The following is a 15,803-nucleotide window of genomic DNA, read 5'->3' as shown; positions in this document are numbered from 1 at the left end:
CTAGCCCCCACCCCCCACAGGCAAGACCACAGTAAACCGCGTCCACTGCCCGGGGCTGGAATCTACGGAGAGGGCGCCGCCGTGGTTTTGGGTGATGATGAAGTAGGACACGGACAGGCCGAGGCCTGTGCCTATTCCCGTGGGTTTGGTGGTGAAGAAGGGTTCGAAGATTCTGCGGCGGATGTCCGGCGGCAGGCCGGGGCCGTTGTCTTCGATTTCGATGGCGACGCCGCCGGGGTCTTTGTGCGTGCGGATGGTGACTGTTGGGGTCTTATCTGGGGCATCCTCGTCCGCCATGGCCTGCGCCGCATTTTTGAGCAGATTAAACAGCACCTGTTCTATCTCGGTGCGGGAGCAGATAATGTCCGGTAGCCCTTCGGCAAAATCCCGCACAATGGTAATGCGCAAAAAATCGTAGTTTTTCTTGAGGTCATAGTCCTTGGTGGCGAGATCAAGCGACGCCTCGACAAGTTGCGTCACGCTGATGGCGGTCTTTTCGGATTTCCCCGGCCGACTGAATTCCAGCATATTAGCCACAATGTCCGCCGCGCGTTTGCCGGACTGGGCAATGCCGTCCACTATTCGCAAAATCTTCCGCGCTTCCAAGTAGGACTGCATCGTCTCTAAAGGACATCCTACCGCTTCAGCGGCTTGAATGTTCGCTTTGATATCAGGCGAAAAGCGGCGCCGGAGGTTCTGCGCTCCCTGTAGGATGCTGCCAAGGGGGTTGTTGATTTCATGGGCCATCCCGGCAGCCAGCCCGCCAACGGACATCATTTTTTCAGTCTGGACCATGATCTCTTCCATGCGCACCTGCGCGGTCACGTCGTCCATGCGCACCACCACCCCGCCCATTTCTCCGCCGACAAGGGGAAACATCGTCACGTCGTACAGTGCGAGAGGGTTACTGTTTACGCTGCGCCGTTTGAGCGTGCACGGACACTCGTGCTCTTCGTCAGCGCCGCGCACGATGGAGACAATATCAGGTTGTTCGGCAAAAAAAGCCTCCACCGGCCTCGGCCCACGGGACATGTCCGCTCTCTCGCCAAAGACTTCCCGCGCCTTGGTATTGCATAGCCGCACCACGTAGTCTTCATCTATCCAGATGAGCACCGAGGGCATGGAGTCGATAACGCTTTGGAAAAACGCCCGGGAGACGCGAAGTTCCTGCTCCCGCTCGCGCACTTTGGCCGACATACGCCCAAAGACTTTGTCGAATTCCGCAAGCTCGGAGTACTCACTTCCCTGCGCCGGCGCCGCGGGGTACTCCCCTTCGGCCACAGCGGCGAGCCCCTCGCTGTACCGCCGCATGGGGGCAATGACATTGGTGCGGAATTCCTTGGTCAGGGCAAGGAGCACCATCATAAACACACAAAAGGTCAAAAAGGCGATGATGACGCCAAAGAACACCACAGGCCGGAAAATGGTTCGCGCCTTGGTGGCTACCAGAAGACGCCATCCCGTCCCCGGAATATGCGTCAGCGTCCCAAAGTACAGCGTCTCCCCAGCCGTGTAGAACTTGGCCTCACTGGACTGCGGCGGCTGAGTAAAAATATCCAGCGAGCCAATGTTGTACTGCACCCGCACGAGCTCCTGATCCGGATGCACGATGAGATTGCCGTAGGCGTCAGTGAGGATAATGGTCCGCTCCGAGGAGACAAACCCGTAGATAAACTGCTGGAGGGCGTCCAAACTGAGTTCGGCCACAATCTTGCCCCCCGCATCCGTTGGGATGCTGGTAAAGACCACCAGCTTACCTGAATGCGGCGATATGATGGGCGAGGTCAACACATGCCGCTGCGTGTTGGACTGCGTGAGGTGAATGGGGAAATCCACGCCGCGGATGCCGCGCGGGGCAACGGCGACAATGTTGCCGTCACTGTCCAAAAAAATCAGACGTTCGAAACGGTCGAAGTAGCGCCCCAAGCCTTCAAAGGCGTCCTCAAGACCTGTTTCCTTGTCGCGCTGGGTCAGCATGGCAATGGTTTGCAGCACATCTTCGGCCCCGTCCATGTAGAACCCGACGTTCTTGGACAGGGAGCGTGACAACTGCCGCGTTTCGCGTTCCACAATGCGTAACTGGCTCAACGCTACAAGCGTCACCGCTAACGCTGTCAGCAAAAGCCCAGGGATAAGAATCCACTGGATGAGCTTTTTGCGAAAAGCAGCCGTCAGCGAGGCCCCATTCATTGCGCGCCCCCATCCACGGTGACAAACTCGCCGCTTCGCACCACAACGATGGTCCCCGTCCGCTGTACGTCGCCATATTCGTCAATGGCAAACGGCCCCATGATGCCGGAGGAAAATGTCATTCCGGGGATAATCTCTTCCAGCCCGCGCGTGCTGCCGCCGTTACGCCGGATAGCCTCGGCAAGCACCTGCACGGCCTCGTAGCCAAAGGCTGCAGCGAAGTTCGGCTCCCATCCAAAGCGCTTTTGATACCGCTCCTTGAATGCCTCATAATCAGAATTCGGGTTGTCCTCTGAAAAATGCACGGCAAACAAAATCCCCTCCACGCTTTTGCCGCCGGTCTGGATCAGCTCCTGCGTAAAGCCCCACATACTGCTCATTATGCCCCACGGCGCTTTGTACAGGCGGGAATACTGCGCAAAGACGGCAAGGTCGCGCGCGGCGGTCACCGCCACCACCACATCGGGACGCATGTCCTCCAAAATGGCGACCACGTCTTGCCAATCTACCTGCCGCTTGGAGTCCACAGGCACCGCGCCGACAACTTCGCCGCCAAGACTCTCGAAATACTCGGCAAAGGTGTTCTTATACGGCTCGGTAAAGGGCGCGTTGGAGGTATCCCAGATAAAGGCAACCCGGCGCTTGCCCTGCACCTTCACGGCGTAGTTGGCAAGGTTTCTGGACAGGTCGGTCAGGGTTGGGACCACGCGGAAAAAGTTGTCCTTCAGCCCCTGAATCCGATCCGTTGAGGTGGTGGGGGAAATGTAGACGACATCGTCGCCGTACTCCGCCAGCGCGACTAAGGACTGGGCACTGGTCATATGCCCGATAATAACGTCCACCCCCGCGTCTAGCAGTTCCCTATCCGCGCGGATAGCCCCTTCATCGGTGCTGGCGTCGTCACGGGCTATGAGCTTCAGCTCGCGCCCGTCCACGCCTCCTGCGGCGTTAATTTCCTCAATGGCCAGTGTGACGCCGTTGCGTCCTTGCACGCCCAAATCGGAATACTTCCCCTTTTGCGGCCCGGAAAAACCCACCACTATGGGCGAGTCCGAGCACGCCACCACAAGACAGGAGAGGAGCGCCACAACCACGCCATAGCACATTCGACGCAGCGCAAATGATAGTCCGGCCATACTCGTCCTCCTCGACGTGTTTGGTCCCTTATACGACTGTACACGGAACACCCGCCCTCTGCCAATTTCCTCCGTGGCAGGAGAGGCACACATCGGTGCAAAACGCAAAAGGCCCCCGTACGCGCATACGGGGGCCTTTGTGATGGAGGGTGGCGTCATGCTTCCCCTTGGAAAGCGTGGTGCCTAAAACTCCTCGGCGGTGACCACGACTTCCTTGTTGTCGTCAAAGGCCACGGAGTACGTTTTGCCGTACTTGAGGAGGAAATCTTCGTTGGCGATAAACGGCAAGTCGCCTACGGTGACCGCTTTGTCCTCGTCCTCGTCGGGTTCATCCAGACCGAGGCCGAGTTTGATCTTAGAACTGCATCCGCCGCCGCACTTGTATTCGCGCAGGCGCACGCAGGTGCCTTCGTCTTCGTCCTCCAGCATGGAGCGCAGGCGCTCCAGCATCTCTTCGGGAATGTTTACGCTAAACATGTGTTCTCCTCTTGATTCAAGTGGTTTGGGGCGGCGCTTCTAGGCCCGCCCAGGGGGTGTATCACGTACAACACAGATGTCCGCCACAGACCCGGGGAGGAAAACGAAGAGGTGGGAGGCGCTCCAGAAAAAGCGCCCCTTGCCAAGACAACAAGGGGCGCACAGAGCAAACCGACAAGGCACGCGGAAAAGGCTACGCTTCCAGCGCAGTCAGCTCCACTTCCTTGTTTTCGTTAAACTTCAGGGAATATGCGGAGCCGTACTTGTCGAGGAAATCCTCTTCTGCGGTGAACGGCACGCCGCTCACCTCAATCTGCACGTCTTCGTCTTCGTCGGGTTCGTCCATGCCCAGACCGAGCACAACTTTGGCGTGTCAGCCGCCACCGACCTTGTATTCGCGCAGGCGAACACAGGTCCCGTCGTCCTCATCCTCCAGCATGGAGCGGAGGCGTTCGAGCATCTCTTCGGGGATGGAAACGGTAAACATGTGGTTTCTTCTCCGTCTGTGTCGAATGATGATGGGTTACACAATCACGGGGTTCAGCCCGTGCCGTACAAAACGTTCCTGAACCACGGCCAACTCCTCGGGCGTATACTGCGCCAGTTCGGGGAGCGGCATGTTCAGGGCGAGGTATTTGCTCTTGCCAAACAAGTGGCAGGGCATAATTTCAACCTCAGTGCGGCCGTATTCGGCCAAAAATTCCGCCATGGCGGCGATGTTCTCTTCCGAGTCGTTCATGCCCGGCATAAGGGGCATGCGGATGCGTACTTCCGTGCCGGACTCCAGCGCCGCGCGCAGGTTGCGCAGGATGAGGGCGTTATCCACGCCGGTCAGGCGTTTGTGCTCGGCGGTGTCCATGTGCTTGCAATCAAAGAGGAACAGGTCCGCAAGCTCGATGGTCTTGTCAAAACGTTCCTCCGGACAGTAGCCGCAGGTATCCACGGTGACGTGGAAGCCTTCGTCATGAACAGCCTGCACCATGTCGAGGAAGAACTGTCCGCCGGAGGTTGGCTCCCCGCCGCCGAAGGTGACGCCGCCGCCCGAATTCTCGTAGTACAGGGCGTCCTTGAGAATGACGTCCATGACCTGCTCCACGCTCATCTCCTCGCCGGACATAACGCGGGCCTTGGACGGACAGCTGGCCACACAAGCGCCGCAGTGGGTGCACAGGTTCATGTCGCGCCCGAAGACGCCGCCCTTTTCGACAACCGCGCCGTGCTGGCAGGTGTCCTTGCAAGCGCCGCAGTGGGTGCACAGGTTCTCAAACACCAGCATCTGCGGCGATGTGCGCTGCGACTCGGGATTGCTACACCATTTGCAGCGCAGGGGGCAGCCCTTCAAAAACACCGTGGTCCGAAGCCCCGGGCCGTCCTGCACTGACATTCGCTGAATATTGTAAATAATTCCCTGGCTCATCATCGCCTCCGCAGATGCGTTAGAAAGAGGTGCGCCCCCGGGTCTCTATCCCACCCCCAGGGGCGCATATGAGGAAGCAGTGGAAGCACGGGCGGGTTCCCCACCTCGGTGCGAGAGTCTTCCCCCCGCCCGCGCTTCCGGTTCCGGTACTAGGATGCGTACTCGGTACGTTTGATGATCTCGTTCTGCACGCCCTTGTCGAGGCGGGTGAAGTAGGCGCTAAAGCCTGCCACACGGACAACGAGGTCGGAGTAGTCCTGCGGGTTCTCCTGCGCGTCCTTGAGGGTGTCGGAGCTGACGCAGTTGAACTGGATGTGCGATCCACCATAGTCGCAGTAGGTCTTGATGAGCGACACGAGCGTCCTCATGCCGTGCGGACCTTCAATGATGGAGGGCGAGAACTTCACGTTGAAGTGGTTCGCGCCGTAGCGCACGGTGTCAATGGCTTCCGCACCGGACTTGATGAGGGCGGTGATGCCTTCGTGGTCGGTGCCGGGCATAGCGGAGACACTGCCGTCCGTCAGTGCCACGCCGGACTTGCGGCCCGTGGGCAGCGCGCCCATGAGGGAGCCAAAGTAGTTGTGGTAGGACAGGGAGTAGGCGTCCAGCGGGGTGCGGTGGCCGAAGCAGTCCGGACCCTGCGAATGGTGGATTTCGTCCACGTCGCGGTAGAACTGCTGCACAACGGCCTCCACCTCGGGCACGTCGTTGCCGTGCTTGGGTGCCTCGAAGCACATCTTCTGGATGTCCTCGTAGCCGACAAAGTTGGCTTCCAGAGCTTCCAGCAGCTGCTGCATGGTCAGCTGCTTGGTGTCAAAGACAAGGTGCTTGATGGCCAGCAGAGCGTTGGCAGCGTCGATGCCTGCGGTCATGATGGGGTTCACCTGAGAGTAGGTGCAGCCGCCTGCTTCCTCGCACACGCCGTTTTCAATGCAACCATCGTACATGGCGGAGCGGAAGATGCTGGGCACAACCTGCACGCGCGCCATCTGGCTGAGGTCAGAGTGCTTGCGGGAGATGTTGAACAGGTGATCCAGCTGCTTCTTGGTGGCTTCGTACACGTCGTCGAAAGTCTCGAAGGTCAGCGGATCGCCGGACTCGACGCCAACCTTCTTCTTGGTGACGGGGCACTTGCCGTTGTGGAGCATCAGTTCCACAACCTTGGCGAGGCAGGGCTGGTCTTCCTGTGCGATGAAGCTGCCTTTGCCGCAAACGCCGGTGGACACGCAGCCGAAGTTGCCGCAGTTTCGGGCGTCCTCAAGGGTGATGCCGTTTTCGTACTGGGAGAAGCGGGCAAGGTTACGCTGGACAACCACATCGTTGTTGAGGATCTGCGGCTGGCCGGAACCACCACGGATGCACTCCACAACCTTCTTCATGTAGGAGTCTTTGAGCTTGGGATGGAAGAGCAGGGTCAGCGTGGGCTGAATGTTCTTCATCTGAATCTGGGTATCAAGGAGCAGTTCTTCCAGCTCGGTGCTGGCGTCGTTGCCGTTGGCGTCCACGCCGCCGATGGTGATGCTCTGCCCGGTGTGACCGGACAGGGTCAGCGCGTAGGAGTTGCCCTGATATTCAGCCAGTTCGAGGTGCTTAATCCACTGGAACTTGAGGAGCGTGAGCACCTGTTCCTTAGTGAGGCGGCCTTCCTCGATGTCCTTCTTGTAGAAGGGGTACATGTACTGGCCATAGCGGCCCGGAGAGGTGGCGCAAGCCATCTGCTCAATCTCAATGGCGAGGTGCGTGAACCAGAAGGACTGGATGGCTTCGCGGAAGTTGCGCGCGGGGTACTCAGGGACGCGGCGGCAGATTTCGGCGATTTCCAGCAGCTCCGCCTTGGCCTTGGGATCGCTCTCGTCCTCGGCGGTCTTTTCGGCGAGGTCGGCGTAGCGATGGGCGTGCGTGATGCAGGCTTCAAGGGCCACGATCATGGCGCGGTAGAGATCGTGCTTTTCCTTGTTCGCCAAGGTGGTGGGGCAGTTCTCGAAGCGGGAGCGGATGTCGTCAATGAGCCAGCGCAGACCCTTGTTGAGCACCATGGGGTAATCGGCAATGCCGGAACCACTGGCGACGCTGACGTTCTCGTAGTACATGCCGGCCTTGGCAAACTGCTTGGGATTGATGCCGTACTTTTCCTTGAACATCTTATTGTTCAGGTCGATGCAGGTACGGCCCTTCCAGCGCTTGTAGGTCTTTTCAAGAAGTTCCTGCGTCTCGGCGGGGATTTTCATCTCGCCAAGGGAGGCCATCTTGGCCATCTGCATTTCTTCCTTGATCCAGGCAACATTCCACTCGGGGTAAGCGTACACGCCAGCGCGGACGCCGGTGAGGGTACCCACAATGGGGTTGCCATCCAGGAAGATGTTCTTCTTGGTCAGCACGCGCTCGAACAGCTTGGCGCGAATGTAGTAGGTGGATTCACCGCGGAACTCTTCGTACACCTCGTTGAGGAACTGGAGGCGTTCGGGGTCCATGACCTGAGGGGCGGTCATCAAAAAGTCTTTGAGTTCCTTCACGCGGCTATCAGCCGTATCCCAATTGATGCCGTAACCCGCGGCTGCGGTCTCGGCAGGCTTATCACACGTACACGTCGTCATTTCCGTCTCCTGTTGCTGTAAAGATTATCCCTGAGGTGATGATCCTTGCGGAGCTTTCTTGCTTGTTCGATTTGGAACTTGCACGGGGTGTGCCAGAGGGCACAAGCGGCGTCGATTTGTAATTAACTATCTGTTTTTACAGATTTTATTGACTTTGACGTGCTTTACTTTTTGGGTGAAAAAAGTTTGCAATTCGAAAAATTTCTTTCTTTTTAAAAACAATTCTTTCATTGTGCTGGGGCCAAAAGGGTGGCAAAAGCGCTCCCCACCCACAAAAGTAGCAATGAGGTTGTGAAAAATGAACGTTGACCCGCTCGCCTTTACCAATGTGTCCCGCAGGGACGTCCTTACCTCCGCCATGCGCACCATTTGGGAGAATCTGGGCTTTGGTGTCGCCGTGGTGAATGCGGACGGCATCTGTGAATACATGAACACCATCCAGCGCCGCGTGGACGGGTTCAGCCGCATCCACGTCGAGGGTCAGCACATCACCAGCCTCTACCTGCCCTACGAACTGACGCGCATCCCCACCATGGAATGCCTTGAAGACGGCAAGCCCCTGCTCAAGAAGTCCTATTACTACAAGACGACCAACAACTATCTGGCCAGTACGGTGTCGGACTTTATTCCGCTGTTTCGGCGGGGGAAGAAGGACGGCGTTATCGCCTTCACGCTGTGGACGGGCACCACATCCGTGGCGAACAGAGCGCGTGGGTGCGCCGGAACGGCGCGCAGTTCCGGGAAAAATACCGACTGCTATACCTTTGATTGTCTGGTGGGAGATGACCCGGCGCTGCGCGAGGTCCTGGACGAAGCCCGCACGGCCGCGGCCACACCCTCACCAGTGATGATTTGGGGCGAGAGCGGCACGGGTAAAGAAGTCTTCGCGCAGGCCATCCACTCGGAGAGCGAGCGACGGAGCAAGTCCCTTGTGCCCGTGAACTGCGCGGCCATCCCGGAAAACCTGCTGGAGGGCATTCTCTTTGGTACGGCCAAGGGCGCGTACACCGACGCCCCGGACAAGCCCGGCCTGTTCGAGGAAGCCGACGGCGGCACCCTGCTCCTTGACGAGCTCAACTCCATGCCCCTTGGCCTGCAAGCCAAGCTCCTGCGCGTACTCCAAGAAAAGCGCGTCCGCCGCCTTGGGTCGCATTCGGAAATCCCGGTGGATGTGCGCGTCATCAGCATCCTGAACGAGGACCCGTTCACCGCCATCCAAAACGGCCTTCTGCGGCGCGACCTGTTCTACCGCCTCGCTGTGGTGGGCATTGCCGTCCCGCCCCTGCGCGAACGCAAAAGCGACATCCAACTTTTGGCGCGAACGTTTATTGGGCGCTCCAGTCTGCCAGCTTCTGGCAAACCCGTTGTTCTTTCCGACGACGTGCTACATATGCTGCAGGACTACGACTGGCCGGGAAATATACGTGAACTGCTCCACGTCATCGAGGGCAGCCTTGCCCTGCTGGGCGAACGCCCGGCCATTGAACGCGACTGCCTGCCCCGCCACTTCCGCGACGCCTACCGCACCGGCGTTTCCATCAGTGGCCCCACTCCCGGCGGCGCCCAGCAGCCCCAGCCCGCCCCGGCGCCCGAGCCGGAACCGGCCTTCTTCGACTACAGCACCGTGAAAAAGAGCAGCGTCATCCCGCTGAAGGCCTGCGTGCAGGAATATGAAACCCAGTGCATCCGCAACGTCCTGCGCCTCACCGGCGGCAACGTGGCCAAGGCCGCACGCATTTTTCAAATCACAGGTGCCGGACTGCGCTACAAGATGCGCCAGCTGGGCATTGAGGACGAAGAGTAACGGCGCCGCGCGCAGAGCGCGAACGGAAAGAAAAACGCCGGTCAGGCAGGACATCATGTCCCGCCTGACCGGCGTTTTGTTGTTCAAAAAACTCCCGCCTAGAGCACGGCGCGGCCAAGGCAGACCACACCGGCGAGGACGATTACGCCCATGAGCACCCGCCGGAACAGCCCCACGTCAATACGGCTGACCACAGGGAAAGAACACAGGGTGCCGATGATGGTAGCCGGAACGCCGTAGAGCAGGTAGTCCGCGAGGATGGGCGTATACAGCCCGGACGCCGCCTGCAGGCCACAGGTCATGCTTCCGCGGATGATGAAAAAGACGCCAAGGGTGCCGAGGAACACGCGGGGCGTCCAGCCGGTGTACAGGCCGTAGGCCCCAACCGGCGGACCATCAAAGGAGATGGCCGTGCCCAAAAGCCCCGCGCCAAAGCCCGCCGCGCCGCCGCGCGCCCATGATTCGCCGCGCTCGCCCGTCACGCGGAACGAGTGCTGCCAGTAAACATAATAGAGCAGCAGCGCCCCAACCGCTCCCTGCAGCATGGACCCGGACACCACATTCAAGATGAAGAGCCCGAGGAGCGCGCCGGGCAGTGAGCCCACAAGCATGGGCCACAGCGCGGACACCCGGCAGTGCCGGAAATGCATACACGCAATGCAGCCGTCCATAACCACGTTCAGGATGCAACTCAGCGGCACAAGCTCGTGCATGGGGATCATCAGCGCGGCAGTGGGCACAGCCACCATGGCCCCGCCAATGCCGCTGACGCCCGAGACAAACCCGCCCACGAACCACGCGCAAAAGACGAGGAGGAAAACCGGTTCAGGCATCTGCGCACCGTGACGACTCCGCCGCCAACCGGGCTTCACACTCCTCCAAGCTGTTATGACCAAGCTGGCGCATCAAAATCTCGTAGCGTTCGCGCACAAGGTTGCGCCCTGCCGCCTGCGCGTCCTTTACGCAGGCCTCATAGGCCGCAAGGCTTTCACCGGAGTAGGTTTGCAGCTCGCACCCAAGGTACAGGCGGAATCCCGGCTGGCCATCGGCTTGCACCACATGCGGAAAGTCCTTGGTCACCTCTCGTCGCCACGCGCATTCAGCATTGAGGATAATATCTATACGCGGATCCGTGCTCAGCTTGGGAATGCGGCGCTCCATCAGCGCGTATTTTTCCGTCATCAGATTGCGCCCGGCCTCCTCCGCGCGGCGGACGTCCACCGCATAGGCCACCAGAAAATCATCAGACAGCACAGCGTGAGTCATCTCGCGCATGAGGCGAAAGGACTCCGGGCGCTCCTGACACAGGGAGCGGCCACCGCGGCTGTGCACGGCCTGAAACATACGCAGTTCACCAGCAATAATATCGTCAATCAAAGCCTTGCGGCGTTCTTCGGTCATAGTCTTTTCTCCTGAATGGCACCGTTTTCTTGCAGCGCGAAGTAAACGCGTCGAGGACGGAACAAGCCGCCGCGCAAAGATTCATCAGCTCTCCCGGAGGGGAGGCCAACGCCCCGCGCCACACATGCGCAGAACCCAGCACAGACGAGTCCCACCGCGGACTCACGCCTTTCGCGCTGCCAATAAAAAAAGGTGGACGAAGCGCCCGTTCTCGTGAAATGAGTCACGACATCGCGACAGCAAACTTGGTGCCGATTCACCTCGTGTGCTTGCGCAAAAAAACTGCATTCCGCGCAAGCCCCACGTCGCCTGCTCTTTTCATGCTTTTCCAAAGCCCAGCACGACTGCCCACAGATTCCATCCGCCACGAAAGCCCACCCGTCAGCGAGAAAAGAATTTACGCAAATGAAAAGAAAACTTTCTTTCCTGAAAAGAATTTTTCCGCGCGCTTGACGTTCATATACTATGAACAGAAAATTATACAAGAATACCGGGATATTATGGTGATAGTGAAGTCTTTCACGTACTGGCATTCAACTTGCTGGTTTTGTCACAAGCAATTCGCGAATCTGCTGACTCCCTGAAGGTGATGACCTCGTAGAGACCCGCTTGTTCAACTCTGCGTGAGAGGCTCGCCATGCACCGCCCTGCGGTATGTCGCCACGACGCATGGCACACAAACCCTCGACGTACACCCGCTGTGCGTCTACGGCAGGCCGTCGCCCCCCGGCGCGACCAGCCGGCGGCACCCCCAACGTGTACGCCCGGACCTGCCCCAAAACGACCAAGGCGCCCGCACCACGGACGCCTTCGAGAGGATAGTCGTGTCACAAGATGAACAGTTAGAATTGCAGAAATCGCTTTCCCCGGCTCAGGTCTGGGCTTTGGCCCTTGGCTCCATCGTTGGCTGGGGATGTTTTGTCCTCCCCGGCGATATGTTCCTGCCCGAAGCAGGCATCATGGGAACCCTTATCGGGTTTGTTGTCGGCGCACTGCTGCTGTGCTTTGTCGCCACCTGCTACAGCTACATGATCAAATATACCCCCGTTGCTGGCGGCGCGTTCGCGTATGCCTACGTCGGCTATGGCCCCACAGCCGCCTTCATCTGCGGCTGGGCGCTCGTCTTGGGGTATATCGCCATTGTCTGCATTGACATCGCGGCCCTTGCCCTTATTTTCCGCTTCCTTTTCCCAGGGGTCTTTGCCTTTGGCCCGCTCTACTCAATAGCGGGCTGGCAGGTGTATACCGGCGAAGTGCTCCTGATGACAGGCGCAACCCTGCTCTTCGGCTTCCTGAACTACCGGGGAATCAGCTTTGCGGGCAAGTTGCAGGTGGTTCTGGCCTTCCTGCTCACCGTGGGCATCATCTCCCTGTTCGCGGGAACGGCCTCCATGGAAAGCGCCCAGCTCAGCAACCTCATGCCGCTGTTCTCGGAAAACCGCTCCCCCTTGGCGTGCGTCCTGCTCATCTTCGCCATCTCGCCATTCCTCTTTGTGGGCTTTGACACCGTGCCGCAGGCGGCAGAGGAGTTCAGCTTCAACCCTGCCAAAGCGCGCAACATCATGATCATCGCCATCCTGTGCGGTGTCGTGCTCTACAGCTTTGTGACCCTGTCCGTTGGCATCGTGATTCCCTACCCCGAGATGCTCGCCAAGATGGACGCCATGCGCGCCGCTGGTGGCACCGCTTGGGCCACTGGCGAAGTCGCCAAAATGGCCTTTGGCAAGTTCGGCGCCGTTGTCCTCTCCTGCGCCGTGATGGGCGCGGTCTGCACCGGCATTAACGGCTTTTACATCGCCACCTCGCGCCTGCTGCTCAGCATGGCTCGCGGCGGCATCCTGCCTAAGTGGTTCGGCGACATTCACCCCAAGTACCGCTCCCCCTACAAGGCCATCCTGTTCACCATCGCCATCGTGCTGCTGACCCCCTTTGCGGGCCGCTCCGTAGTGGCATGGATCGTGGACATGAGCTCCCTGGGCACCGGCATGGGCTACCTATTCACCTGCCTTGCTGCGCGCCGCGTGCTGCTGGGTTCCCCGGCTGAAGCCAACCGAGGCGTGCGCCTGTTCACTTGCACCATGGGCACCATCACTGCTGTGATGTGCATCTCCCTGCTGCTCATCCCCGGCTCCCCCGCCTACATCGGCGTGGCTTCCCGCTGGTGCCTCGTAATCTGGATCGCCCTCGGCGTGTTCTTCTACTTCTCCAACAAGTCCGAATGGGCCAAGCTCCCCGAAGAACAGCTGCGTAGCAACATCCTCGGCAGCACGGACATCCCGGTCTTCTTCGGCAACTCCGCCCCCGAGACCCAATCCGAAAGCCCCGCAAAATAACCGCCAAACGCCCGGCCACAGCCACAAGGCCACCGAACGTACGACGCCCCCGCATGGACTGCCATGCGGGGGCGTTTTTTGGACGGGAACCAGGCAAAAGAGAACTCAAGGGAGATGCCAAGAGCTTACCGCAAGCTATCTGGGCGAGCATTCAGCCTTTGGGCCGTACCCCCCTCAAGAGGCTTAAGCATGGTCGCTCTTCAAAACATCCGGCCATTTGCTTGCAAGAGCAATCACCTGCAAGCACTTGATTGCAGGTGATTGCAAAATAAATGCAAGCAAATGCTAGTAACTACTTGCAGGTGCTTGCACCTGATTGCAAACGCTTGCACCTGATTGCATTTGCAAGCGTTTGCTAGCCGTTGATTTTTCAAAGCGCATAACACGGATCAGATACTCAAATATATACTCATGACACCCTTGCATACGCAAAGAAAAGCCAATGTAACGTCTGACCCAAAGTGTTACAATGGCGTGAGGCCTCACGCCACTGTAACGCGGGGAATACCACACTTTGAATAGGTATCTTACGCCCTACGCGGTGTATCAATCCAAATACGAAAAATCGCCTTCACGCGGCCCACTCTCTCGCCAAAACCACAACTCCATGGATAACACCAAACGCCGCCAGAACTCCCCCCTCCCGCAGGCCCATCCTACACACAGAGGGGACATCGCCCGCCCAGGGCCCCCCACTCCCCCTAAAAGAACCCAAACGCCATTGGGTAGGTCGAAGTGGTAGAGAATCTTTGCCACGCCAGACAATATCCACACGAACGAAAGCCCCCCTACAGGAAATCCTGCAGGGGGGCTTTCGTTCGCGTGGATACTTTTACTTCATCGAGGAGAAGGTACCTCATCGTCGTCCATTTCAGAACGTTGAACTTCAAGTGGCTCTTGCTCCAAATCCAACGCCGCGCAGCTCAACATAAACGAAAGCATCTCGTCTTTATGTCCACTGTCATAAAAGCGAACCATCACTTGGTTAAACTCAAGCCGGCGCTTTGCCGGAACGCTGATCGCTTCGTATCCATGTGCCATAAGAACGCCGTTCATCATAAGCCGCGCGGTTCTCTTGTTCCCGTCCCAGAAAAATTGTGCCCGGGCCATATCGAGGAAAAGACTGATTGCCGCGATGTGGACATCCTTTTCCTTCTGGAAGGCCTCAAGCGCGCGCACCCATTCTTCTTCGAGTTCCTCAGCCTTGGGAGGAGTCCACTCCGAGCCATCAATGCTCACTTGGCCAGTTCGAAAAGCCCCCCACTTGGGGGCCTCATCGCGAGCGACAATCCCATGTAGGAGGCAAGCCGTCTCCTTGTTCACTTCGAACTGTTTCCGCTCCACAAGATGGATAAGCTTCTTCCAACTCTTCGCCTGCCTCACAACAAGATCTTGATCGCTCAGCTTGTAACCACCAACAGTTATGCCTTCCAGAAGGGTCTGCACTTCAAGGAACGTATACGGCGACCCTTCCAAGGCAACAATGTCGTAAACAATTCCAGCAATATGCCGTTTCGCCATAAATATGGCTTTTTCAAAATTCGGCAAAGGTTTGCAGCCTATTTTGCTTCCCATTTCCAGCTCCTGCCCGACTTCGGGCATCCTCTCTGAAAAAGCTATGTCATCTTCTTTCACATCACACGCTAGCAAATAACGCTGCGACTCTCTGAACGAATTGTGCCGCTCAGGAAAATTCCGCGCCGCCCCACCGCACTTTCGATACAACGGCTCCCATTCTGTTGCGACGGTCATGGCAATGTCTTCCGCAATTTTGACAGCATCGCCCCAATCCATTCCGAATGACTCACACAATGTAAGAAAACCAAAGTCAATGAGGAAGCCCCTTGAGGACTCCGCGGCTCGCTTGAGCAAACAACGCCCCTAGCCAGCCTGCACAGCATCTGGGCGCTCAAGATAACGGTGAGCGGGGCTGAACACGCTGTAAAACCAGCTCCCATCTTCAATGAACTTCAGTCACCTTGAGGGGCCCCACTCCCCCCTCGAGACTCAAATACACACTTGTCGCACGTGTTCGCACCGACCTCTCCCAAATTCAGAAATCCAACTCGTCGTCACGAGGATTCCTCACACGCTTTGGCAAGCGGCTCAGTTCGAGCAACGCGCCGTATTCATCGGTTTTCGGCTCGACGAGGTCGCCAATTTGTTTGTGTAATCCCAAGACCCAGAGAACCTGCGCGAGTATGGCCAAGCTTACTCGACCTTCGCCTTTCTCAAGCCGAATCACTGTCGCCTTGGACGTCAGGGCGCTCTCTGCAAGCTGCTGGAGAGTAATCCGGCGACGCTTGCGAGCAACACGAATATTCTGCCCCAGACGCTTGAGCTGGTATGCCAATTCAGGTGGCAAGGCCTCTTTCGCCAAACATTTCGGCATCGCCCCTCCCCAAAAGTTACGAATATAAAACTTAAAGCCACTATAAGTATCATATATGC

General features: G+C 58.2%; 12 protein-coding genes. 2 read left to right on the top strand and 10 right to left on the bottom strand.

Annotation, left to right across the window (positions count from 1 at the left end; all coding sequences use genetic code 11):
* From ACI3L3_RS16770 to ACI3L3_RS16745, 6 genes are all read right to left on the bottom strand, one after another.
* A complete protein-coding gene (locus ACI3L3_RS16770) occupies positions 1–2,190 on the bottom strand; it encodes an ATP-binding protein (protein WP_404846310.1) in 2,190 nt (729 codons plus the stop codon).
* On the bottom strand, positions 2,187–3,326 hold the full coding sequence (locus tag ACI3L3_RS16765; RefSeq protein ID WP_404846309.1) for an ABC transporter substrate-binding protein: 1,140 nt from the start codon (positions 3,324–3,326) through the stop codon (positions 2,187–2,189). The genes ACI3L3_RS16770 and ACI3L3_RS16765 overlap by 4 nt, the downstream gene beginning before the upstream one ends.
* A 183-nt stretch (positions 3,327–3,509) precedes the next feature.
* Positions 3,510–3,803 carry an ErpA-related iron-sulfur cluster insertion protein gene (locus tag ACI3L3_RS16760; protein ID WP_404846308.1) on the bottom strand — a complete coding sequence of 98 codons (294 nt, stop codon included), beginning with the start codon at positions 3,801–3,803 and terminating at the stop codon, positions 3,510–3,512.
* Positions 3,804–3,996: 193 nt separating this feature from the next.
* Positions 3,997–4,290: an ErpA-related iron-sulfur cluster insertion protein gene (locus ACI3L3_RS16755; RefSeq protein WP_404846307.1), complete on the bottom strand. Its 294-nt coding sequence runs from the start codon at positions 4,288–4,290 to the stop codon at positions 3,997–3,999.
* A gap of 36 nt (positions 4,291–4,326) precedes the next feature.
* Positions 4,327–5,220 (bottom strand): glycyl-radical enzyme activating protein, encoded by an 894-nt coding sequence (locus tag ACI3L3_RS16750; RefSeq protein ID WP_404846312.1) that lies wholly within the window; start codon positions 5,218–5,220, stop codon positions 4,327–4,329.
* A gap of 149 nt (positions 5,221–5,369) precedes the next feature.
* Positions 5,370–7,814, bottom strand: coding sequence for a glycyl radical protein (locus tag ACI3L3_RS16745; RefSeq protein ID WP_404846306.1), 2,445 nt, complete (start codon positions 7,812–7,814; stop codon positions 5,370–5,372).
* Positions 7,815–8,112: 298 nt separating this feature from the next.
* Between ACI3L3_RS16745 and ACI3L3_RS16740 the strand changes: the two genes are divergently transcribed.
* Positions 8,113–9,618 carry a sigma-54 interaction domain-containing protein gene (locus tag ACI3L3_RS16740; protein ID WP_404846305.1) on the top strand — a complete coding sequence of 502 codons (1,506 nt, stop codon included), beginning with the start codon at positions 8,113–8,115 and terminating at the stop codon, positions 9,616–9,618.
* Between the two features lie 98 nt (positions 9,619–9,716).
* On the opposite strand, the gene ACI3L3_RS16735 is transcribed toward ACI3L3_RS16740, so the two are convergent.
* On the bottom strand, positions 9,717–10,451 hold the full coding sequence (locus ACI3L3_RS16735; RefSeq protein ID WP_404846304.1) for a sulfite exporter TauE/SafE family protein: 735 nt from the start codon (positions 10,449–10,451) through the stop codon (positions 9,717–9,719).
* Entirely contained in the window at positions 10,444–11,019 is a 576-nt protein-coding gene (locus tag ACI3L3_RS16730; protein WP_404846303.1) for a DUF4125 family protein, read from the bottom strand. Before ACI3L3_RS16730 ends, ACI3L3_RS16735 begins: the two co-directional genes overlap by 8 nt.
* Before the next feature lie 848 nt (positions 11,020–11,867).
* On the opposite strand from ACI3L3_RS16730, the gene ACI3L3_RS16725 reads away from it, so the two are divergent.
* Positions 11,868–13,352, top strand: coding sequence for an APC family permease (locus ACI3L3_RS16725; RefSeq protein WP_404846302.1), 1,485 nt, complete (start codon positions 11,868–11,870; stop codon positions 13,350–13,352).
* An 837-nt stretch (positions 13,353–14,189) separates the two neighbouring features.
* Here the strand turns inward: ACI3L3_RS16725 and ACI3L3_RS16720 are convergent.
* Together ACI3L3_RS16720 and ACI3L3_RS16715 are read right to left on the bottom strand one after the other, a co-directional pair.
* Complete coding sequence (locus ACI3L3_RS16720) at positions 14,190–15,224, bottom strand: Fic family protein (RefSeq protein WP_404846301.1); 1,035 nt, start codon at positions 15,222–15,224, stop codon at positions 14,190–14,192.
* Positions 15,225–15,405: 181 nt separating this feature from the next.
* A complete protein-coding gene (locus ACI3L3_RS16715) occupies positions 15,406–15,744 on the bottom strand; it encodes a helix-turn-helix domain-containing protein (protein WP_404846300.1) in 339 nt (112 codons plus the stop codon).
* Between the last annotated feature and the right edge of the window lie 59 nt (positions 15,745–15,803).

It is taken from the genome of Desulfobaculum sp. SPO524, from assembly GCF_044987625.1.
Taxonomy (GTDB): Bacteria; Desulfobacterota; Desulfovibrionia; order Desulfovibrionales; family Desulfovibrionaceae; genus Desulfobaculum.
The sequence above is the reverse complement of the archived record's forward strand: the minus strand, read 5'-3'. Positions and strand labels throughout refer to the sequence as shown.